Consider the following 21,503-nt stretch of genomic DNA (forward strand, 5'->3'; position numbering starts at 1 on the left):
TCGATAGCGAGCCATACATGGAAAGTACCGAAAGCAATAACCTCTATAGTAAATTGACTGACGGCTTCGAACACGCGGTCGTTCATGTCGCAGTGATTGTACCGCCAAGCTCTACTTCTGAGCAGCCCCCTCTACGTTTGCTGTTCGCATCGGTCTGGTTGCTGGCATCAGGAAGGCAAGCTCCTATAAGACCTCCCAAGCCTTACTTCAAAAAATTTAACAAAGAAGGCGGCATTGCGGTCGATCGTATAGTCATGACAGCAGAAGAGGCCATCAAGTGGTATCGAAGTGAATCCAAAGAACTTCATACACCGACTCCTCTTCATAGTTTCCGGGCTAATTCTGATGGCGAGCCCCTCACAAGTGGCAGGCTAAGCGACTTTCCAAGATGGCCAGTACTGGGTGTACCAATGGAAAGTGAAGACATTACGCTGAGATCTGAGCGTTCTTCACTCCCCTTCCGCAATCTTGGTATCATCAGGTATTCACGCCGAATTTCAGACAGCCAGGAATGGCCGAGCTTTCTTGACACAGATGGACAAAGCAAGCAGTGCCAGGAAGCTTTTCAATTCTTGGAGCACCACATGCACGTCGATTTTAGGGAGTATCCTGAATATTTGGGTGGGATGGCGCTCGCTGTCCCTGATTGTGACGTTCATTCTGTCCGACAGTTCGTTGACCCTAGAGAGGACGGTTCCGAATTGTTGTACTTCCATGTGAGGCCTCACCCTGGCCGGAAACTCAAAAATCTCAGCTTGACTTCGATGGAAGGACAAGAAGGGATGCTCACCTCCTTCGATACAGTTCCTGTACCAGAGGATGGCTTGGTTGTGATTGAAAGGCCTTCCACCATCCACGGCTCTGGTCTTGTCCTCACACATACGGAACGCGGTGTCTTGCTGCAAACGCCCATGCGACAATTCATACGACAAATGAACATGAGGACTGAGATAGTAGAGCGACGTGTCAAGGTTAGTTCCCCAGAAACAGATAGAAAGAAAAGTCCAATCAATGAGTATTTTACCGAAAAAAAAACCTTAGCTTCCTCACAAACATGGGGTGAAGCACCATACACAGCAGACGCCTTCCAGCGTTTGTTAGAGGCGAAAAACGAGCGACTCCTTAATTACAGCGCCCAAATTTATGATCAGACATGGTTTACAGCTAACCAGCGCAAGGAAGCACTCGATCACATCAGGAAAAAGCTCAAGCATGCGCGCTCAAGCATCTTCATAGCCGATCCCTACTTCAGTGCAAACCAAATATCCCAATACCTATTTGCTATTGAGCGAGACGAGGTCAAGATACAAATCCTTACTTCAAAAAATGCTTTCAAACAGATCAAAGAAGCGGGATCAGGTATTGAAGCCGATAGTGAGGAGGAACTGGACACACAGCAGGCATTGCTGCAAACCCTAACTATCTTCCATGCCAGCCACAAAAACAGCATTGAAATAAAAGTCGCCAATACTGAAAGTAGCCTGTTCCATGATCGATTCATCGCGGTCGATGGACGTGTATGGATGATCGGCAGTTCTTTGAACTCTATCGGTATACGGCCAACGCTGACCATGCGCATACCCCATGGTGAAAAAATACTCACCCACCTCACGGACCTTTTTAACAATTCTATCCCTTTGAAGGACTTCAAAGTCCTGAAAGGAGCGACAAAGAAGATATGTGTGTATTGCGGGCGTGGTATGGCAGACGCTAAAGAAGCGAAAGGTGGGACTAAGGCTCAAGGTAAACCGGACGCACAAGGGACGCAGGATGCGGAAACGCGGGGTGAACAGGACATTGATAATGGTTAAACTTCTGTCACAAAATAATGTCAGTATGCTCACTCCGGTGGTAGAGGCAAATTTTACTCCGCAGCTACTTATACCTTGCGAGGCACCCTACCGGGACGAGTCTCGTCATCATTTCCCATGTGCCAATGCCATGATTGCTCGTCGTGAGGCACCGAATGTACGGTTAGTCGAGGAGTTTGAAAAAGCACTTAGTACTGCTCGAGAGGTGTGGATAATTGACAGGCACTTATTTTCTGCAGATGGTCAGAAGCCCGATCATAATCGAAGAATAAATCATGTTGTGGAGTGGTTTTACACAGAACATATTAAAACAATAAAAATTTTGACTGGTTATCATAGTTTACAGAAAGACATCGAGAAAGCTTTCGAGGATTTAAAGCAGGTCGTAACAGAAGACCGTTCCAAACTCTCCTCACCTATAACAGTAGAGCTCTCATTTACCCTCAAAGACGCCGACTGTATTCACGATCGCTTTGCTATCATCGATAACGAATTATGGCATTTTGGCGCAACTGTCGGCGGTTTTCACCGAGATGTAAATGCCGTGAGTAGAGGCTGGAATGCTGAGGCTCATGATGCCGTGCAATTTTTTGAAACAGTTTGGAAGATGGCCAACATTAAAGGGAAGAAATAGGCATGAACAAAGAATGGCATTTGCCGCCTGCTTATGAATCGGAAAGATATAAATCGTACATAATCGCAGAGTCAGTTATTGAAGAGTTTGCAGAAGGTAACTTTTCTTCTCCCAATCCATTGATCACTTCTGTTATTGAGTACTTCTTTGCTCAGGATGATGCCAAGAATGCCATTAAGAGGTTTACCACCATCCTAGGTGGTTCCAATGAGGACTTCGATGCGTCAGACGATCCAAAAATTCAGGCTGCCCTGGCGATTGGAATTGTAACGACATGGGCCTCTTCAGAAACCGAAAACCGATATAACGCCTTTAAGGCTCTCGTCCGAAACTCATGGTGGCTTGAACATTTGTGGACGGAAGTTGCACTGGCTATAGCTTTAAAAAATGCTTCTTTCAAAGAAGCATTATTAGATTTAGCCGAACAACATTTCGTCGATGCTGAAAAAAAACTGCTTCAGGAAGATGGGGTTGATCCATACAATCCTAACACCCTCGATGAAATTTGGTACGGGCATGCTAGGGAAAGCCGGTTCGATCAATCCAGTTGGCCATGGATTGAATTAATGGCGAAACTTGATCCAGAAAAACTGTTCAAATGGATGAATTCGACAAACAATCTAATCTTGATCAATCGAGTACTCGGCAGCCCGGAGTTTTACCGTAATTACGAACTGTGGGAACAGTTCACACTCTGGTCTCAACCGAGTTTCAAAAATGATGGTTCATGGGATGGTGCTATATTGCTTCCCAGCTTGCTCAGGCATGGAAGTGCGAAAATCCTCCACATAGCCAATGGCGAAGAATATCATCCGTCAGTGCTAGAGCAGCACGTCAAGTCACTGCTAGCCAGTTTTGTTGATACTGTCTCTAAAAGAACCGATTTCGAGGGGCTTTTTAAGCGGTGGGGCACATGGCTCACTCGGCAACACCTTAACTTCCCTGATAATAATTCGGATAAAAAACGACCTCTAAGCAGCCAAGACATATTATGGGCATTAGCCGAAAAACTCCCTATTCCCTATTCACCAGCCGTTTCCGGACAATTGAATTTTTCTTGGGAGCCATGGGTTTACCAATCCATGCTGGCACTACTACATTCGAACTACCCCGACAAGTTTCCGATACCGGATGTCAGTGCTTTCATCAAAGAATGGAACTTGACACCTACCGAGTGGGACGCTTCCAAAGGTAAGTCGCTTCGAAGCCATGTTAGCCAATATCATGCCACTCAGCCCAACAACTATGCTTGCCGAGTGCTTGGATACTCTGTCGCATTGAGCGATAACTTCACCAGCCACTGGTTGAGCATGTGGAACTCTAGTGTTGCGCTGAGAGAAATCCTCGAATTCCGTCCCATTTATAAAATTTCTAAGGAATGGCAACCTTCTGATGCTTCGGGACTGATGCGCATATTGGTTGACGTAGGCTTGGGAATTCTGGACTGTACTACCAACGCGCAGGAAACGCTCAATCCCGAAATACTTAAGCAATCCGCCGCGCTATTTCAAGCGCTGTGGGAGGCTACAACTGAGATGTTGAGTATTGACTTCTATGGTGACGACTTCTGGCCAATCATGCAGCAACACCTAGTCATTCGTCGACTACGGTGGACAGTCGAAGCAAAGATCGCGAATGAAGGTCATTACAGCACGTGGCTTGATCAAGCCGCTTACCCAACGTCACGGGAAACATTGGTTTTAGTCTCCAGTAATCCTTGTTCACTCATAAGCCTTCTTCCCCTGCTTGTGCAAAACCAGATTCCCAAGCAAGACTTGAAGGACTTGTTAAATCAAGCCGAAATTGACTTGGAGTCTCTTGCATCGAGTGCAGTCAGATACCAGGGTGGTCCTGAGAGGAAATTCAAGATACATCCTCATCACGTCAACTTGATCGAAGAGTTAGCTTGGGTCAACAAATGAAATTGGGGTGAAACGCTTTCGACTTTTGGATACATCCTTCTCGTTCATAGGTGAAGTCATGTCCCTCCAGCATGGCCGGCTTTGTGCCAGAAACGGTAGAGGAGCATCTTAAGATGCCGGACTTAAAATGTTGCGATAAAGAACAATACGTGCAATATTGAACACAAAGTGCAATATGTAACGATCAGTTCAATTCTAACAGGTGGCTATTGTGAATAAATTGTACGAGCTAAAACATTTTGTGAAAGGCGACAGAATTCATGTTCAGGCTCAACAAATATGGTTAATTCTCGTTAGCCATATCGAAAGTTCCAAACTGAGTAACCCTCGCCCGCGATGGGTGCAACCTATTACGTACAGTGAAGTCGCTTCCCGCATGAAACGTGAGGAGCCGAATGCCGGATTGTTTCTTTCGAGACAATTGGGCATCTTGGGTAATTTGTGCCTTGAAAATGGCTTACCACCCATCAACTGCATCGTTGTCAACAAAAGTACTCGTGTACCGGGAAGTGAAGTTGTGCTGACAGGTGATGATTCGCTTGATGACGATCAGAAGGCAGTGTTCAGTTATGACTGGTTTAGTGTAAGAGTACCTACAACAGGAATGCTGCGTAGCGTTTGGGAAGACAGGGCTAGCTGGAAATAAAATTCGCCAGACCGAAGCATTTTAGTGTGCTCCGGTCTGGCCTGCTCTTGATTTCACCAACAGTTACATCCTATTCGTCAGGTTGTGTTCATTATCCCATCAACAGAGGATGTATGGGCTGCGATCACAACATCGTAAAACAGCCCAAAGGACTCAGCCGAATGTACGTTTTCCCGGTTGTACCCAATGCAGTCTCAGACTCTTAAATAACATCTCGTGATGAGTCACGAGGCGCATCTGCCTTCTGCTATCATTTTGTGCCAGAAGCATAACTTGTCTGAACATCATTTTAGGATAATAAACGATTCTGGATAGATCTGCCGCAAAAAATGAGCAAAATTCAGTTGCATACTTTACGTGAAACCTCATCATAAAAAGGTTTTTTACTTTAAAGAGGGGTTTTAAGTTGGAAATTTCATCTCTGAAACTTAAAGGTTTTAGGAATTTTAAAGATGCATACATCAAGTTTAATTCGAACACTCTAATCATCGGAGCTAATGATGTTGGCAAAAGTAATATGCTGCATTCGCTAAGAATGCTATTAGATAAAAGTGTCTCAGAATCAGAAATTGAACCAAATGAACTTGATTTTCATTTAGAAAAAGGAAAATCATGTGAAGAATTTGAAATTGTCATTCATTTTAAAGATATTAATGAAGATGCAGTACTTTCGATTTTGAAAGGGAATGTCAGTGACTCAGGTGAATCATTCATTAAGTATGTCGCACAAAAATCTGATCTCAGCTACAAACTTTTTATTGGTGATTCTTTAGAGTCTTTACAAGAAATCAATTCTCGCTATTATCTTAAATTCGTAAATTTAAAATATATTCAGTCACAACGAGATTTGGAGAGGTTTATTCGCAAAGAAAAAAGACAACTCTTAAAAATTGCACAGCAATCATTGAACTCTGATGAAAGAGAAGAAGATGATGATTTGTTAGGAGAGATAAGTTCAGATTTACATTCAATTAATGATAAAATATCTCAGCTTATATATGTAGAAAGAGCAACAAAAGAAGTCAACGATGAGCTAAAAAAACTTGCACATCATTACTCTGAATATTCTGTACAGTTAGATACTGGGGCAATTGGAATAAATGACTTTATTGATAACCTACAACTTGGAGCTAATACAAATGGCTCTAACGTAATGCTTGGAGGAGACGGGCGAAACAACCAAATCTTATTAGCATTATGGAAAGCGAAAAGTATTAAGGAACATGATATAGATAACGAAGTTATCTTCTATGTTATCGAAGAACCTGAAGTACACCTACACCCTCATCAACAGAGAAAATTAGCTGATTATTTGATAGCTGAACTTCCAGGTCAAACAATCATTTCATCCCATTCCCCCCAAATAGCGGTAAACTTCGAGCCAGACTCAATAATAAGATTGCTTGACAGGGAGGGACACACTGTAGCCGCAAGTGAAGGATGCTCTAAAGGTATTTCAGATGGCTGGGAAGATATGAGCTATCGGATGAGTATATTGCCAGCAGAATCATTCTTTTCAAATGGTGTTTTTTTAATCGAAGGGCCATCCGAAATTTTATTTTACCATTCCTTAGCTAAAAGTTTAAATATTGATCTGGATTATTTGAATATTTCATTAATATCAGTGGATGGAATATCATTTAAAATATATGCAGCAATACTTGATGCTTTAGAAATTCCATGGGTAATGCGAACTGATAACGATATATCAAAGCTAAAAGGTCAAGAGAAGTGGAACTTTGCAGGCATAAACCGATGTTTAGATATAGTTGGTATCGAAAAGTTTGAGCATAGCGACAAAAAAATTACATCTCTAGATACTCTTACCAACGGTGACTGGCAAACAGTTTCTGAGGAAATAAATAAATCGGGAGTGTATTTGTCAAAAATTGATTTAGAAACCGATCTTGTCGAGGAGATGAGTGCTTCAATATTAGATGCGTTAGATAAAAAAGATAATCAAAGCGCAATTGAATACTTACAAAAGAAAAAAGCAATCCGAATGCGTATGCTTCTAAAAAAAATCAAAAAAGACCTTCATACCCTTAACTCAGGTGATCTGGCTAAACCGCTAGACCACCTTGTAAAAATAGTTAAAGGTGAATGAAATGAGTGTTTTCTCTCCAACTACTCAGCAAATATTAGCCATTGATTACCCTAAAAGCATGGTAATAACAGCATGTCCTGGAAGTGGTAAAACTACAGTTATAAAAGAAAAGATTAGAAATATTACCGCCTGTCTTCCTGAGCATAAAGGTGTCATTGCAATTACATTCACAAGGAAAGCAAGTTCAGAACTAGAGCGCAGATGTAAGGCGGAAGGACACGATACAAAACACAGTTTCTTCGGTACGATTGATAGTTTTTGCTTGAAGGAGATAATCATTCCATTTCTTCCAAGAATATGGGGGGGTAAACCAACAGAATGCAAAGTATTAAAGGGGTTAGAGTCTCCATATAAACATTACCTCAAGGAAGAATTTATTGGCACACCATCATTCGTTAATGTCAATGAAGATTCCGGTTATAAGAAACTGTACGATGAGGGAATGCTTTGGATGAGTTCATTTGCTGCCTTAGCATTAAAAATACTTAATGAATCTCCTGCAGCAACGCGATATATCAAAGCGAGATATAGCCATATATTTATAGATGAATATCAAGATTCATCCTTATCTCAGCATCAATTATTTCTAAAAATAAATGAACTTGGTTTATGCTCTATTGCTGTTGGTGATGTTTGGCAATCAATTTATGAGTTTCGAGGTGGAAATGCTGAGCTGTTACTTGACTTGGTTAGAGATAAGCAGGTGTTTGCACATTTTGAAATAAATTTAAATCATAGATGTCATCCATCAATAATTAATTATGCATCTAGGCTACTCGATTCAAATTTCGTGTTATTACCAAGCGAAAGCATCAATGTTTACAGAAAGAGATTATCTGGGAACTTAAAAGATGTTTCGATGACAATATCATCATGGATTTCAAAATGGTTAAATGAAAGAAGATGGGGGTTGGAGCAAGCTAACCAAGTAGCTATTTTTGCAAGAAAAGAGCAATCATTGCTATTATTATGCTCAGGATTAACATCAAGTTTTAGAGTTTATATTGATACACCATTAGATAAACTGGACACAGAATGTTCAGATTTATATAAAGACCTTCTAGCGTATAGGTATAAGGCCATAGGTACTGCGCAAGAGTTAATTAATAAAGTATTTGGTGGATTGATTATAAATGACAATCATCAGTTTTTATTAAGAAAAAAAATTAAAACCCTCAGGGGTAAACTAACAAATGAGGAACTAATTAATAAGTTCCACGAAATCGCTGAAATGCTAAATATTCAGTTTTCTATACCTAATGATAATGCAGTTTTTGACGTTATATCAGACGATATTTACTTAAAGCAGTTTATGCCATTAGATAAAAATGAAGTTCAAGTCATGACCCTTCATAAGTCTAAAGGGCTTGAATTTAAAATAGTATTGCATTTGGATATGGATGAATGGTCTTTTCCATATAGATCAGTTAATGAAGTTGATAGAAATACAGCACTATATCCCAGCCTTCCGCAAGAAACAAACCTTCATTATGTTGGTATTACAAGAGCTGAGAAATGCTGCGTATTAATTAATGCGGAGTTACGCCAAAACTCGACTGGGGCATTTAAGAACTCTGAACCATCTTACTTTTTCAAGTTACCCCAACTAGAGGGTCTTTATCGCTAGGAAATACTGGTGCATATTAAAATATGCACCATATTTATTTTTATCTGCTTTAAATATCATCAATGGCTTCTGCATTAATAAATATAATTAACACATTACATATTGATGGTTTTTAGTTGTGGAAAGGAATTTGTACTATCTCTATCAACAATAAAAGTGTGCAGATAATTCCCATACCACTGCATCATTTCCCTACGCCCCTCCAAATACTGCGCATGGTTGTAAGTCCCACGTATCGCGTTCTTATCCACATGCGCAAGCTGCGTTTCAATCCACGCTGAGTTAAAGCCTTCTTCATGCAGGATGGTACTCATCGTGTGACGAAAACCATGCCCTGTAACCTTCCCCGTATATCCAATCCGCTTGAACACCTGATTTATACTCGCTTCGCTCATCGTTTTGCGGGGATCATTTCGCCCTGGGAATACCAGTGGATATTGCCCAGTCATCACTTTGAGCTGCTGTACGATTTCCAGCGCTTGGGTAGAAAGGGGGACAAGATGGGGCCGTTTCATCTTCATACGCTCGGCAGGTATTTCCCACACCGCTTTTTCAAGATCAAACTCACTCCAGGAAGCACCTCGGAGCTCGCCAGTGCGAACTCCCGTAAGGATCAGAAGACGTGCTGCAAGAACAACTAACGGGCTTCCTGTGTAGCCTGCGAGGGCTTTAAAGAAGTCTGGTAACTCCTCAACAGTCAGGAAGGGATAATGCTTTGATTCATGCCCTGACATCGCGCTGGTTAGATCTGCTGCAGGGTTGTATTCCGCACGGCCAGTAACGATGGCGTAACGAAAAACTTCGCTGCAGCGCTGGCGAACCTTCTTAGCCTTCTCTGTCGCGCCACGGCTTTCCATTCGACGCAGCACATTAAGCAGAACCAGCGGTTTGATTTCATTCACCGGTTGTTGGCCGATATAGGGAAAAATATCTTTATTAAAGGCTTCGATAATGTCCGAGGCATAACCTTCTGACCATCTGCTCACCTTCGTTCCATGCCATTCAAGTGCCACAGCCTGAAACGTATTATTGAGCTGCACATTTCGAACCAGCTTTTCTTCTTTCTTGGCAAACGATGGATCGATACCCTCGGCCAGTTTTTTCTTGGCTTCATCACGTAGCGCCCTCGCTTGTGCAAGAGACACTGCTGGATAAACACCAAAAGCCATACGCTTCTCTTTTCCATTGAAGCGATATTTCATTCGCCAGTATCGAGAACCAGAGGGCACAACCTCAAGATACAAACCAGCACCATCTGCCAGCTTGTAGGCTTTCTCTCTGGGTTTAGCAGCGTCTACCTGTCGTGCATTTAGCTTCATTGGGGGCATCTCCCTGGACCGAACATAGAATGCCCCCACTTATGCCCCCAACTGCAACTTGATTTCGGTTGAGTCCAGTTGATAACAGGAGATAAGATACGAGCCAGAAACCGCAGTATACGGGCTTTTAGTTGATTTCGGTAGACTTGGGAAGAGTTTGAAATGGTGCCGATAATAGGAGTCGAACCTACGACCTTCGCATTACGAATGCGCTGCTCTACCAACTGAGCTATATCGGCCCTGAAAGGCCGGTTACGAGCGTAACCACGGGGCAAAAGAGTAGATCTAACCGGGTGATGCGTCAATGGCCTTGTGAATCAAACGGCTATTTTTGCATCACCCGAGATTCATTACGCACGAATCGTATCGTCACCGAAGCCGATCCACTTGTAGGTGGTCAACGCTTCCAGCCCCATCGGTCCGCGCGCGTGCAGTTTTTGGGTGCTGACCGCCACCTCAGCGCCGAGACCGAACTGGCCGCCGTCCGTGAAGCGTGTGGAGGCATTGACGTACACGGCGGAAGAATCCACTTCGTTCACGAAGCGATCGGCATTGCGCAGGGTGCGCGTCAGGATCGCGTCAGAATGCTGCGTGCCGTGTTCACGAATGTGCGCAATGGCGTCGTCGAGGTCCGCAACCACCTTCACGTTCAAGTCCAGCGACAGAAATTCGTCGTCATACTGCTCGGCTTTTACGGGAACAACGTTAGCCGGGCCGTCCTGAAGCAGCGTAAGCGCGTTGGCATCTGCATGCAGCGTCACGCCGCTTTCCGCCATCTGCTTGCTCAGCGCAGGCAGGAAGACGTTCGCGATGCCCTGATGCACCAGCAGCGTTTCCACGGTGTTACAGGTGCTCGGACGCTGGGTTTTGGCGTTCACGATAATCTTCAATGCCGGTTCAATCTCCGCGGTGTCATCCACCACGATATGACACACGCCGATACCGCCGGTGATCACCGGAATGGTCGACTGCTCGCGGCACAGCTTGTGCAGGCCCGCGCCGCCGCGTGGGATCAGCATGTCGATATATTTATCCATACGCAGCATTTCATTCACCAGCGCACGGTCCGGGCTTTCAATCGCCTGCACGGCGCCCGCCGGCAGACCGCACTCTTCCAGCGCCTGCTGGATGACTTTCACCGTCGCGGCGTTGGTGCGCCAGGTCTCTTTCCCGCCGCGCAGAATGGCGGCGTTTCCGGTTTTCAGGCACAGGGAGGCGACGTCAACGGTTACGTTTGGACGCGCTTCGTAAATCACACCGATAACGCCGAGCGGCACGCGGCGACGCTCCAGACGTAAGCCGCTGTCGAGCAGCCCACCGTCAATCACCTGCCCTACCGGGTCAGCGAGGCTGCAGACCTGACGAACATCGTCGGCAATACCTTTCAGGCGCGCAGGGTTCAGCGCCAGACGGTCAAGCATCGCGTCGCTCAGACCGTTGCGGCGGGCTTCCAGCAGATCCTGCTCGTTGGCGAGCAGAATTTCCTGAGACTGTGATTCCAGATAATCAGCGATTTTTTCCAGCACGCGGTTTTTCTCACGGCTGGAAAGGAGCGCCAGTTTGTAAGAGGCGGCCTTCGCGGCTGCGCCCATTTGTTCCAGCATGTTCTGGCTCCTTAACGAATAATCATGTCATCGCGATGCACGGCAACCGGGCCATATTCATAGCCCAGGATGGCGTCGATCTGCTGCGAGTGATGACCCGCAATGCGGCGCAGCGCGTCGCTGTTATAGCGGCTCACGCCGTGGGCAATGTCGCGACCTTCAAGGTTACGGATGCGAATCACTTCACCACGCGAGAAGTTGCCTGTCACGCTTTTAATTCCTTTTGGAAGCAATGAGCTTCCCCTTTCCAGAATTGCGGCGGTGGCGCCTTCGTCCACGGTGAGCTCGCCTGCCGGAGGCGCACCGAAAATCCAGCGCTTGCGGTTTTCGAGCGGGGATTCCTGAGCGTGGAAGCGCGTGCCCACAGAAATACCCTCCATCACGTCGCCAATCACGCCCGGGCGGCTGCCCGCAGCGATGATGGTGTCGATGCCGGCGCGGCAGGCTACGTCTGCTGCCTGCAGCTTGGTGCCCATGCCGCCGGTGCCGAGGCCAGAAACGCTATCGCCCGCGATGGCGCGCAGCGCATCGTCGATGCCGTGTACGTCGGTAATCAGCTCCGCTTCCGGGTTGGAACGCGGGTCAGCGGTGAACAGCCCCTGCTGGTCGGTGAGGAGCAGCAATTTATCCGCACCCGCCAGAATGGCGGCCAGCGCGGAAAGGTTGTCGTTGTCGCCCACCTTAATTTCAGCGGTCGCAACGGCATCGTTCTCGTTAATTACTGGAACGATGTTGTTGTCCAGCAGCGCGCGCAGCGTATCGCGCGCGTTCAGGAAACGTTCTCTGTCTTCCATATCCGCGCGCGTCAGCAGCATCTGCCCGACGTGAATGCCATAAATGGAGAACAGCTGCTCCCAGAGTTGAATGAGTCGGCTTTGTCCCACGGCGGCCAGCAGCTGTTTGGAGGCGATCGTCGCGGGGAGTTCGGGGTAGCCCAGGTGTTCACGCCCGGCGGCAATCGCCCCCGAGGTCACAATAACGATACGATGCCCTGCGGCATGCAGCTGAGCGCACTGACGCACAAGCTCAACAATGTGGGCGCGATTAAGGCGGCGCGATCCGCCTGTTAATACACTGGTACCGAGTTTTACCACCAGCGTCTGGCTATCACTCATGATTCTCTGCCGTTCAACGATAAGGGAAAATGATGTTAATCAGACGTTTTAACAGGTGTCAGCCCCGTTGCCAACTGCCTTAGCACATCACGAAACACTTTGTTGCGCGGGATCAGGAAGCGTAGCGGCAGATTTTGACGTTTTTATTACCGAAATAATAAATCACAGTTTTTTAAAATTATTCTTAGTTTGTCATAAAACTTTCATTCCAGAACGATAAAACCCTTCCTGTTTTTTCACGGGACTTAAGCATGAGCTTATCGTCCAGCGAATTTTTAGCGCGTATATAACACTCAGGATTGAAAATGAAAAAGAGCACTCTGGCATTAGTGGTAATGGGCGTAGTTGCTTCCGCATCTGTTCACGCAGCAGAAGTTTATAATAAAAACGGTAATAAGCTGGACGTGTACGGCAAAGTTAAAGCAATGCACTACATCAGTGACGATGCTTCCAAAGACGGTGACCAGACTTACGTGCGTTTCGGCTTCAAAGGCGAAACGCAGATTAACGATCAGCTGACCGGTTACGGCCGCTGGGAAGCCGAATTCTCGGGTAACAAAGCCGAGAGCGATGCGACTCAGAAAACGCGTCTGGCCTTTGCAGGTCTGAAACTGAAAGACTTTGGCTCGCTGGACTACGGTCGTAACCTCGGCGCGCTGTATGACGTTGAGGCCTGGACCGATATGTTCCCTGAGTTCGGCGGCGACTCTTCCGCGCAGACGGATAACTTCATGACCAAGCGTTCCAGCGGCCTTGCGACCTACCGTAACACTGACTTCTTCGGTGCGGTTGACGGTCTGGATATGACGCTTCAGTACCAGGGTAAAAACGAAAACCGCGACGCTAAAAAACAGAACGGCGACGGCTTTGGTACCTCTCTGAGCTATGATTTTGGCGGCAGCGACTTCGCGGTCAGCGGCGCGTACACCAACTCTGACCGTACCAACGATCAGAACCTGCTGGCACGTGGTGAAGGTAAAAAAGCGGAAGCCTGGGCAACCGGTCTGAAATATGACGCTAACGATGTTTACCTGGCGGCGATGTATTCTGAGACCCGTAATATGACCCCTATTTCGGGTGGCTTTGCGAATAAAGCGCAGAACTTCGAAGTTGTGGCGCAATATCAATTTGACTTTGGTCTGCGTCCGTCCCTGGGCTACGTTCAGTCTAAAGGCAAAGATATTGAAGGTATCGGCGACGAAGATATCGTGAAATATATCGATGTGGGCGCGACCTATTATTTCAACAAGAACATGTCTGCGTTTGTTGATTATAAAATCAACCAGATCGATGACGACAATAAGCTGGGCGTGAGCAGCGATGACATCGTTGCCCTGGGTATGACGTACCAGTTCTAATCCTGTGGAAATAAAAAAACCGGCTTGATGCCGGTTTTTTTTATTGTCGGGGATTCATGCGGTCTGGTGCCCTCACCCCGGCCCTCTCCCACAGGGAGAGGGAGAAGACCATCAGGCCGTTAGCTTCACCGCTTCGCTGGAAAAATCATCCGCAGGCTCCAGCTTCAGATCCAGCGTTGCCAGCAGCGCGCTAGCCTTGCCGAGATACTCTTTCAGCGTATGCTCAAGGCGGTCGATCACTTCCTGGTCTTTGATAGGCGCCGCTTCCCAGTACCCGTCTTTGTTAAACAGGCCAAACTGGTAGCTATAGGTAAACCGTTTTTCCTCTGCTTCCATTTCCATCCACCAGCCCCAAAACTCCCGTTTTTCGGGTGCAGGCTTCACGTTGACGCAAACAGCCAGGCAGTCGAAAAAAAAGCGATTCTCTTCACATTGCTCTTCTCGAATATACGGGCCAAGAGCCATGAACTTCTTAATCAGTCTACTTTTCGGGTGTCCACTCGGTAACGTCATTGCGATCTCCTTTTGTGAAGCCACTGTTTTATCAAACCATCAAAATTTAGCAATCTATTAACACAATCTCTGCGCGATCCAGCCCGTAATCTCGTTCAACGCTTTGTCAAAATTCTGATACACCGGGCTGAACGGCACCTCAAGCAGTTTGCCATCCGAAGATGACGAGGTGATTAAGCGCGACTCTTCCTCCGGGCTGAACGGATCGTTCTTCCAGAACCCTGACAGCATCGGCGTTGGGCAACGGCGGCCCAATAACCCCTGCGTTTTTAACGAGTAGCGATTGAGCTCAACGCGCAGCGCTTCGTCCGATGCATCATGCATGCCAAGCCGGCTGGCCAGCACGTCCAGGTACATCTCCGGTACGCTGCCCTGCCGGGTTGGATCGCTGAGCAACGCGTGCACCACCGGGCCAAGACAGGCCACTGCTTTCAGGCGGGACGACTCCAGGTAAGCCAGACGCACCGCGACGTTCGCTCCGAAGCGGAAACCAAACGCCGCCACGCGGGTATGGTCAACCCACGGAATATTTTCCAGCGCCTTAAGCGCATGCTGGTGCAGCAGGCTCGAATCCTGAGTGAGCTTCCACTTGGAAGAGAAGCCAATAGAAGGCATGTCGAGCGTCAGCATCGCGATCCCTTTCGGGGCGAAGTAGCGCTCATACAGGCTGTAATAGTCAATCTGCAGGGCGTCCAGCCCCCCGCACATCAGGACGGTCGGGAACGGCCCCTCGCCTTCCGGCATATGCAGGAACCCGGTGACGGGGGCACCGCCGGGGATCGTGAACTCAAGCTCGCGCATCTGGCCCGGCAGACGCTGGGCGGCCTCTTCATAGGCGCGATTTGCCAGCGCCTGCGCCTGCTCGGCCAGCTCATCTCCTTTCAGGTGAGGGTAAGCGGCGATGCTATAAAGGTTAGCCGCATGCAGCCAGTGCTTGCCGCTGCGCGCGGCGTCCTCTTCCTGGCTCGCCTTTTGCTGCCAGAGCATCGCCTGCTTAGACCATTCGTAAATCCAGTTGCCGCCGCGATAGCCCACCACCGTATCGTAGAGTTCGCTGTCGGTACGTTCAGACTCGCTCATCACGATACGCGCCTGCACGTCAAGGATTTCACGCGGATCGATACCGCGCCAGATCCACATCAGGCGGTTAATCATGCGATACCAGTGGGGCACGTTTTTACCGTCTAACGCTGACTGCACGGAAGGCATGATGCCAGGGTTAAACCGACGCACCAGCGTCGACGTTTCAGGATGCTTGAAACGGGGTTTGAAGAGAGTCTCGGTGAGATTCGCCTGCGTCATTGCATTGCCTCCATGGATACGTCAGATGAAGACTATTGTAACGCGCTGCGGACTAAAAAGAACAACGCCCGGCATGCCGGGCGTGTAAAGTTACGTGCTGGTATTAACGGCCTGAAATAGGCGGTACGAAGACCACGCCCATATCCCATGGCTGTTCAATCCAGGTATCCTGAGGGATATCAATCACGTAATCATCAACCAGTGGGCGACCAGCAGGTTTGGCGAAGATCGTGACGAAGTGCGCTTTTGGATACATTTCACGGATAGCCACCGCGGTACCGCCGGTATCCACCAGGTCATCGATAACGATGAAGCCTTCACCGTCGCCTTCCGCGCGCTTCAGCACGGTCAGCTCACGCTGGTTGTCGTGGTCATAGCTGGAGATACATACGGTATCGACATGACGAATACCCAGCTCACGTGCCAGCAGCGCCCCCGGTACCAGACCGCCACGGCTAACGGCAATAATGCCTTTCCACTGTTCGGAAGGCATCAGACGCGCAGCCAGTTTGCGTGCGTGAATCTGCAACATGTCCCAGGTGACGACGTATTTTTCGCTCATGTGAAGTGTCCCAGCCTGTTTATAAACGGCTTAAAAAGTGTTCTAGGGGGAAATAGGTTGCGCGAGATTATAGAGATCTGACGCACTAAAAACCAGTGTTTAGCGCCCTGAGCCTGAGTTTTTACATGCTTTATGCTACCCGCCGCCGGAGAAAGTGGTATTCTCAAAGGCATCTCGCAAGCCTGACTTGTGGTAACTATTAACCTGCTAACCCTGTGACCTGCAACATTGTTTTGCAGTGCATCGACAAGGAGACTTATCGTGTCTGAACTGTCTCAGTTATCTCCACAGCCCCTGTGGGATATTTTTGCCAAAATCTGCTCTATTCCGCACCCTTCCTATCACGAAGAACAGCTTGCCGAACATATTATGGGCTGGGCGAAGGAAAAGGGCCTGCACGCCGAGCGTGACCAGGTTGGCAACATTCTGATCCGTAAACCCGCAACTGCAGGCATGGAGAACCGCAAACCGGTTGTGCTGCAGGCGCACCTGGACATGGTTCCACAGAAAAACAACGATACCGTTCACGACTTCACTAAAGATCCTATCCAGCCGTACATCGACGGTGAGTGGGTGAAAGCGCGCGGCACGACCCTGGGCGCGGATAACGGTATTGGTATGGCCTCTGCACTGGCAGTCCTGGCGGACGACAGCGTTGAGCATGGTCCGCTGGAAGTCTTGCTGACCATGACCGAAGAAGCGGGCATGGACGGGGCGTTCGGTCTGCAGGCTAACTGGCTGCAGGCGGACATTCTGATCAACACCGACTCCGAAGAAGAAGGCGAGATCTATATGGGCTGTGCGGGCGGGATCGACTTCATCTCTACCCTGCCGCTGTCCCGTGAAGCCATTCCTGCTGGCTTCGAGACCTTCAAGCTGACGCTGAAAGGGCTGAAGGGCGGCCACTCCGGCGGCGATATTCACCTGGGCCTGGGCAACGCCAACAAACTGCTGGCACGTTTCCTGGCGGGCCACGCGGCCGAGCTGGATCTGCGTCTGGTAGATTTCAACGGCGGCACCCTGCGCAACGCGATCCCACGTGAAGCCTTCGCCACCGTCGCCGTGCCTGCTGCGAAAGCAGACGAGCTGAAAAAACTCTCCAGCGTTTATCTCGACATCCTGAAAAACGAGCTGTCTGAGAAAGAGAAAAACCTGACCGTGGTGCTGGAATCTGTTTCTACAGATAAAGCGGCGCTGACCGCACGGTCACGCGACGGCTTCGTTCAGCTGCTGAACGCAACGCCAAACGGCGTGATCCGCAACTCTGACGTCGCGAAAGGCGTGGTCGAAACCTCGCTGAACGTGGGCGTAGTGACCATGGCTGAAGACAGCGCGGAGATTATCTGCCTGATCCGCTCTCTGATCGACAGCGGCAAAGAGTACGTGGTGAGCATGCTGGAATCCCTGGGCACGCTGGCAGGCGCGAAAACGTCTGCAAAAGGCAGCTACCCGGGCTGGCAGCCGGATGCAACCTCTCCGGTCATGGCGCTGGTGCGTGAAACCTATCAGCGTCTGTTCAACAGCACGCCGAATATTCAGGTTATCCACGCCGGTCTGGAATGTGGTCTGTTCAAGAAACCGTATCCGGAGATGGACATGGTGTCTATCGGGCCAACCATCACCGGCCCGCACTCGCCGGATGAGCAGGTTCATATCGAAAGCGTTGGCCACTACTGGACGCTGCTGACTGAACTGCTGAAGGCGATCCCAGTTAAGTAACACCCTCACCCCAGCCCTCTCCCAAAGGGAGAGGGTGAAAAACCTCTCGCCACCGGGCGTTTTACAATCCCAAAACCAGCTGCCGCTCTAACTGCGGATCCAGCAGCGTGACGTGCAATCCCACCAGCCTCACCCCGCGCCCGCCTCGTCGTTCTTCCCATGCCTTTTTCGCCGTCGCGATAAGATCCTCTTTATTCAGACGCGGCCAGACGTGTTCCTGCGTGGTCTGCTGAAAATCGTTGAATTTTAACTTGATCCCCTGACGTGCGATCAGCAGGTCCGGTTTCACCTTGATTAAGCGCCGCTCCAGCTCGGGATAGAGCTGCTCTGTGATAATGGTCTCGCAGTCAGACCAGTCGTGGATGTCTTCAATTAACGTGCGTTCAACCCCAACGGATTTTCGCAGCCGTTCGCTGTTTACGTCACGATCGTCAATGCCCTGGCTGCGCTCCCACAGCACGCGGCCAAACTTCCCGAAGCGCTTGAGCAGCATGGCGAGGTCGCTTCGCTGTACGTCTTCACAGGTGCGCAGCCCCATGTTTTCAAGCTTTGCGGCCGAGACTTTACCCACCCCCGGAATTTTGCCAAGCGGCAGCGTCTTTAAAAACGCCGGAACCTCTTCAGGGGTGATGACGTACTGGCCGTTGGGTTTATTTAAGTCGGACGCGATTTTAGCGAGAAACTTCACCGGCGCGACCCCCGCTGACGCGGTCAGGTTCAGCTCGTTGAAAATGGTCTGGCGAATTTCCTGAGCCATCAGCGTGGCGGAACCGTGGCAGTGCAGGCTGTCAGTCACATCGAGGTAGGCTTCATCCAGCGAGAGGGGTTCAATCAGTGACGTGTAACGCGAGAAGATCTCCCGGATATGCACCGACGCTTCCTTGTACGCCTCGAAGCGGCCGGGCAAAAGGGTGAGATGCGGGCAGAGCTTGAGCGCCGTCGCGGTCGGCATGGCGCTGCGCACGCCAAATTTGCGCGCGGGGTAGTTGGCGGTGCTGATCACACCGCGCTGAACGCGGCTGCCGCCAATGGCGATGGGAATATCCCGCAGCGCCGGGTTGTCTCGCATCTCCACTGCGGCAAAAAAGCAGTCCATATCGACATGGATTATTTTGCGCATAGTAAGCCCTCACTCATCACTGGATAAGTATACAGTAAATAAATGAGGGTTGAGAAGCGGATGTAAGAACGCCGGGTGAAGGCTTTGCCTTACCCGGCCTACAAAAACTTAAATAATGCGCTGCTGTTCACGGGCCATTCTTTTTTTCCGGGCATCGCAGGGTTCCGGGCAGTCGCAAACCTTTTCCATACCGAGAGATGAAATCCCCCCACAGCTGCCCTGAATGCTTTTACGCTTAACGATCCAGCCTAAAGACATACCGAATACCACCAGCACAAACACGGCGAATGTTGCCAGAAACGTCACCATCATTAGCCTCCAAAGTCATCGAGCATGATGTTTTCGTCTTCCACGCCAAGGTCGTGAAGCATCTTGATCACGGCGGCGTTCATCATTGGCGGCCCACACATATAGAACTCGCAGTCTTCCGGGGCCGGGTGCTGCCTGAGATAGTTTTCATACAGCACGTTGTGGATGAACCCCGTGTAGCCGGTCCAGCTATCTTCCGGCTGCGGATCGGAGAGCGCCACGTGGAAGGTAAAGTTCGGGTTCTCACGCGCGAGCTGTTCAAACTCCTCGTCATAGAACATTTCCCGCAGCGAACGCGCTCCGTACCAGAAGCTGATTTTACGCTGGCTGCCAAGCCGCTTGAGCTGGTCGAAAATATGCGAGCGCATCGGCGCCATACCGGCACCGCCGCCGATAAAGACCATTTCCGCGTCGGTATCTTTAGCGAAGAATTCCCCGAACGGGCCGGAAATCGTCACCTTGTCGCCCGGCTTGAGTGACCAAATGTAGGAAGACATAATGCCCGGCGGCGCGTCCGGCACGTTAGGCGGCGGCGTGGCGATACGCACGTTCAGCATGATGATGCCTTTCTCTTCCGGATAGTTTGCCATGGAGTAGGCGCGCAGCGTTGGCTCCTTCACCTCAGAGACAAAGCGGAAGAGATTAAATTTATCCCAGTCGGCACGGTATTCGTCCGGTACGTCGAAATCAGTATACGCCACGGTATGCGCCGGGCACTCAATCTGGATGTAACCGCCCGCCCGGAACGGAACGCTCTCTCCTTCTGGAACGCGAAGCTTCAGCTCTTTAATAAAGGTGGCTTTGTTATCATTGGAGATAACCTCGCACTCCCATTTTTTAACGCCGAAGATCTCCTCCGGGAGCTCGATTTTCATGTTCTGGCGCACCGCGACCTGGCACGCCAGCCGACAGCCCTCTTTTGCCTCGCGTTTCGAAATGTGCGAAAGCTCGGTTGGCAGGATATCGCCGCCGCCCTCCTTCACTTTTACGCGGCACTGCCCGCAGGAGCCGCCTCCGCCGCAGGCTGAGGAGACAAAAATCCCGTTACCGGAAAGCGTGTTAAGCAGCTTGTCGCCGGCAGGCGTGCGGATCTGATTCTGCGGATCGTCGTTGATATCAATAACGACATCGCCTGCGTTCACCAGCTTCGCGCGTGCGGCCAGAATCAGCCCCGACAGCACCAGTACAATCAGCGTGAACATCACCACGCCAAGAATTATTTCCATCTGTTAGCCCTTATAGCTGCACACCGGAGAAGGACATAAAGCCCAGCGCCATTAGCCCGGTGGTGATAAAGGTGATCCCTAAGCCGCGCAGCCCTGCGGGCACGTTGGCATATTTCATTTTTTCGCGGATCCCCGCCATGGTGACAATCGCCAGCATCCACCCGATACCGGAACCAAAGCCATAAACAACCGACTCGCTGAAGTTGTAGTCGCGCTGAACCATGAACGACACGCCACCGAAGATGGCGCAGTTCACCGCAATCAGCGGGAGAAAAATCCCCAGGGCGTTGTAGAGCGAGGGGAAATACTTATCGAGGATCATCTCAAGGATTTGCACCAGCGCGGCAATCACCCCGATAAAGGTGATGAAGTTCAGGAAGCTGAGATCGACCCCCTCCACCAGCGCGCCGTCCCGGAGCACGTAGTTAAACACCAGGTTGTTAATAGGCACAGAAAGCCCCAGCACGACCGTCACCGCCACGCCCAGACCAAATGCCGTCGACACCTTTTTGGACACCGCGAGGAAGGTACACATGCCCAGGAAGAACGCGAGCGCCATGTTTTCAACAAACACCGCGCGCACAAACAAACTCAGGTAATGAGCCATTG

At 49.3% G+C, this 21,503-nt stretch carries 18 protein-coding genes and 1 tRNA gene; 8 read left to right on the forward strand and 11 right to left on the reverse strand.

The annotated features are described in order from the left end of the window. Positions 1-17: 17 nt before the first annotated feature. The 6 genes from D5067_RS18165 (at position 18) to D5067_RS18190 (ending at position 8,747) form a co-directional block, all read left to right on the forward strand. Complete coding sequence (locus D5067_RS18165) at positions 18-1,811, forward strand: VPA1262 family N-terminal domain-containing protein (RefSeq protein WP_119935376.1); 1,794 nt, start codon at positions 18-20, stop codon at positions 1,809-1,811. Next, complete coding sequence (locus tag D5067_RS18170; protein ID WP_119935377.1) at positions 1,804-2,445, forward strand: hypothetical protein; 642 nt, start codon at positions 1,804-1,806, stop codon at positions 2,443-2,445. Before D5067_RS18165 ends, D5067_RS18170 begins: the two co-directional genes overlap by 8 nt. A gap of 2 nt (positions 2,446-2,447) precedes the next feature. Continuing rightward, positions 2,448-4,367 carry a hypothetical protein gene (locus D5067_RS18175; RefSeq protein WP_119935378.1) on the forward strand — a complete coding sequence of 640 codons (1,920 nt, stop codon included), beginning with the start codon at positions 2,448-2,450 and terminating at the stop codon, positions 4,365-4,367. Between the two features lie 211 nt (positions 4,368-4,578). Next, complete coding sequence (locus tag D5067_RS18180; protein ID WP_071789127.1) at positions 4,579-5,013, forward strand: hypothetical protein; 435 nt, start codon at positions 4,579-4,581, stop codon at positions 5,011-5,013. Between the two features lie 406 nt (positions 5,014-5,419). Continuing rightward, positions 5,420-7,120 carry an ATP-dependent nuclease gene (locus D5067_RS18185; RefSeq protein ID WP_119935379.1) on the forward strand — a complete coding sequence of 567 codons (1,701 nt, stop codon included), beginning with the start codon at positions 5,420-5,422 and terminating at the stop codon, positions 7,118-7,120. Position 7,121: 1 nt separating this feature from the next. Then, positions 7,122-8,747 (forward strand): UvrD-helicase domain-containing protein, encoded by a 1,626-nt coding sequence (locus D5067_RS18190; RefSeq protein WP_119935380.1) that lies wholly within the window; start codon positions 7,122-7,124, stop codon positions 8,745-8,747. 95 nt (positions 8,748-8,842) lie between these two features. Here the strand turns inward: D5067_RS18190 and D5067_RS18195 are convergent, their stop codons facing one another. The 4 genes from D5067_RS18195 to proB form a co-directional block, all read right to left on the reverse strand. Continuing rightward, entirely contained in the window at positions 8,843-10,066 is a 1,224-nt protein-coding gene (locus tag D5067_RS18195) for a tyrosine-type recombinase/integrase (protein ID WP_023326746.1), read from the reverse strand. 163 nt (positions 10,067-10,229) lie between these two features. Beyond that, positions 10,230-10,305 (reverse strand) — tRNA-Thr (locus tag D5067_RS18200). 111 nt (positions 10,306-10,416) lie between these two features. Beyond that, entirely contained in the window at positions 10,417-11,670 is a 1,254-nt protein-coding gene (gene proA / locus D5067_RS18205; protein ID WP_119935381.1) for a glutamate-5-semialdehyde dehydrogenase, read from the reverse strand. An 11-nt stretch (positions 11,671-11,681) separates the two neighbouring features. Then, the gene (gene proB / locus D5067_RS18210; protein WP_014882684.1) at positions 11,682-12,785 is read right to left on the reverse strand and encodes a glutamate 5-kinase; all 1,104 of its coding nucleotides are present in this window, start codon (positions 12,783-12,785) and stop codon (positions 11,682-11,684) included. Positions 12,786-13,090: 305 nt separating this feature from the next. Here proB and phoE point away from each other — a divergent pair, with 305 nt between their 5' ends. Further along, complete coding sequence (phoE, locus tag D5067_RS18215) at positions 13,091-14,143, forward strand: phosphoporin PhoE (protein WP_119935382.1); 1,053 nt, start codon at positions 13,091-13,093, stop codon at positions 14,141-14,143. Between the two features lie 111 nt (positions 14,144-14,254). Here the strand turns inward: phoE and crl are convergent, their stop codons facing one another. From crl to gpt, 3 genes are all read right to left on the reverse strand, one after another. Next, positions 14,255-14,656 (reverse strand): sigma factor-binding protein Crl, encoded by a 402-nt coding sequence (gene crl, locus D5067_RS18220; protein WP_119935383.1) that lies wholly within the window; start codon positions 14,654-14,656, stop codon positions 14,255-14,257. Between the two features lie 57 nt (positions 14,657-14,713). Next, complete coding sequence (frsA, locus tag D5067_RS18225) at positions 14,714-15,958, reverse strand: esterase FrsA (protein WP_119935384.1); 1,245 nt, start codon at positions 15,956-15,958, stop codon at positions 14,714-14,716. Between the two features lie 103 nt (positions 15,959-16,061). Next, a complete protein-coding gene (gpt, locus tag D5067_RS18230) occupies positions 16,062-16,520 on the reverse strand; it encodes a xanthine phosphoribosyltransferase (RefSeq protein ID WP_010427903.1) in 459 nt (152 codons plus the stop codon). Between the two features lie 261 nt (positions 16,521-16,781). Here gpt and pepD point away from each other — a divergent pair, with 261 nt between their 5' ends. Next, positions 16,782-18,239 carry a cytosol nonspecific dipeptidase gene (gene pepD, locus D5067_RS18235; protein WP_119935385.1) on the forward strand — a complete coding sequence of 486 codons (1,458 nt, stop codon included), beginning with the start codon at positions 16,782-16,784 and terminating at the stop codon, positions 18,237-18,239. 61 nt (positions 18,240-18,300) lie between these two features. Here the strand turns inward: pepD and dinB are convergent, their stop codons facing one another. From dinB to nqrE, 4 genes are all read right to left on the reverse strand, one after another. Beyond that, complete coding sequence (gene dinB, locus D5067_RS18240) at positions 18,301-19,359, reverse strand: DNA polymerase IV (RefSeq protein ID WP_119935386.1); 1,059 nt, start codon at positions 19,357-19,359, stop codon at positions 18,301-18,303. A 108-nt stretch (positions 19,360-19,467) separates the two neighbouring features. Then, complete coding sequence (nqrM, locus tag D5067_RS18245; RefSeq protein ID WP_119935387.1) at positions 19,468-19,671, reverse strand: (Na+)-NQR maturation NqrM; 204 nt, start codon at positions 19,669-19,671, stop codon at positions 19,468-19,470. Continuing rightward, on the reverse strand, positions 19,671-20,894 hold the full coding sequence (gene nqrF, locus D5067_RS18250; protein ID WP_119935388.1) for an NADH:ubiquinone reductase (Na(+)-transporting) subunit F: 1,224 nt from the start codon (positions 20,892-20,894) through the stop codon (positions 19,671-19,673). Before nqrF ends, nqrM begins: the two co-directional genes overlap by 1 nt. Positions 20,895-20,904: 10 nt before the next feature. Beyond that, on the reverse strand, positions 20,905-21,501 hold the full coding sequence (nqrE, locus tag D5067_RS18255; RefSeq protein WP_063451768.1) for an NADH:ubiquinone reductase (Na(+)-transporting) subunit E: 597 nt from the start codon (positions 21,499-21,501) through the stop codon (positions 20,905-20,907). Positions 21,502-21,503 lie beyond the last annotated feature (2 nt).

The sequence above is a fragment of the Enterobacter huaxiensis genome, from assembly GCF_003594935.2.
GTDB lineage: Bacteria > Pseudomonadota > Gammaproteobacteria > Enterobacterales > Enterobacteriaceae > Enterobacter > Enterobacter huaxiensis.

What these genes read in the sequence shown, in the direction of transcription:
- D5067_RS18165 (WP_119935376.1), top strand. Translation starts at nt 18, where the DNA reads ATGGAAAGTACCGAAAGCAATAACCTCTATAGTAAATTGACTGACGGC.
- D5067_RS18170 (WP_119935377.1), top strand. Translation starts at nt 1,804, where the DNA reads ATGGTTAAACTTCTGTCACAAAATAATGTCAGTATGCTCACTCCGGTG.
- D5067_RS18175 (WP_119935378.1), top strand. Translation starts at nt 2,448, where the DNA reads ATGAACAAAGAATGGCATTTGCCGCCTGCTTATGAATCGGAAAGATAT.
- D5067_RS18190 (WP_119935380.1), top strand. Translation starts at nt 7,122, where the DNA reads ATGAGTGTTTTCTCTCCAACTACTCAGCAAATATTAGCCATTGATTAC.
- D5067_RS18195 (WP_023326746.1), bottom strand. Translation starts at nt 10,066, where the DNA reads ATGAAGCTAAATGCACGACAGGTAGACGCTGCTAAACCCAGAGAGAAA.
- proA (WP_119935381.1), bottom strand. Translation starts at nt 11,670, where the DNA reads ATGCTGGAACAAATGGGCGCAGCCGCGAAGGCCGCCTCTTACAAACTG.
- proB (WP_014882684.1), bottom strand. Translation starts at nt 12,785, where the DNA reads ATGAGTGATAGCCAGACGCTGGTGGTAAAACTCGGTACCAGTGTATTA.
- phoE (WP_119935382.1), top strand. Translation starts at nt 13,091, where the DNA reads ATGAAAAAGAGCACTCTGGCATTAGTGGTAATGGGCGTAGTTGCTTCC.
- crl (WP_119935383.1), bottom strand. Translation starts at nt 14,656, where the DNA reads ATGACGTTACCGAGTGGACACCCGAAAAGTAGACTGATTAAGAAGTTC.
- frsA (WP_119935384.1), bottom strand. Translation starts at nt 15,958, where the DNA reads ATGACGCAGGCGAATCTCACCGAGACTCTCTTCAAACCCCGTTTCAAG.
- gpt (WP_010427903.1), bottom strand. Translation starts at nt 16,520, where the DNA reads ATGAGCGAAAAATACGTCGTCACCTGGGACATGTTGCAGATTCACGCA.
- dinB (WP_119935386.1), bottom strand. Translation starts at nt 19,359, where the DNA reads ATGCGCAAAATAATCCATGTCGATATGGACTGCTTTTTTGCCGCAGTG.
- nqrM (WP_119935387.1), bottom strand. Translation starts at nt 19,671, where the DNA reads ATGATGGTGACGTTTCTGGCAACATTCGCCGTGTTTGTGCTGGTGGTA.
- nqrF (WP_119935388.1), bottom strand. Translation starts at nt 20,894, where the DNA reads ATGGAAATAATTCTTGGCGTGGTGATGTTCACGCTGATTGTACTGGTG.
- nqrE (WP_063451768.1), bottom strand. Translation starts at nt 21,501, where the DNA reads ATGGCTCATTACCTGAGTTTGTTTGTGCGCGCGGTGTTTGTTGAAAAC.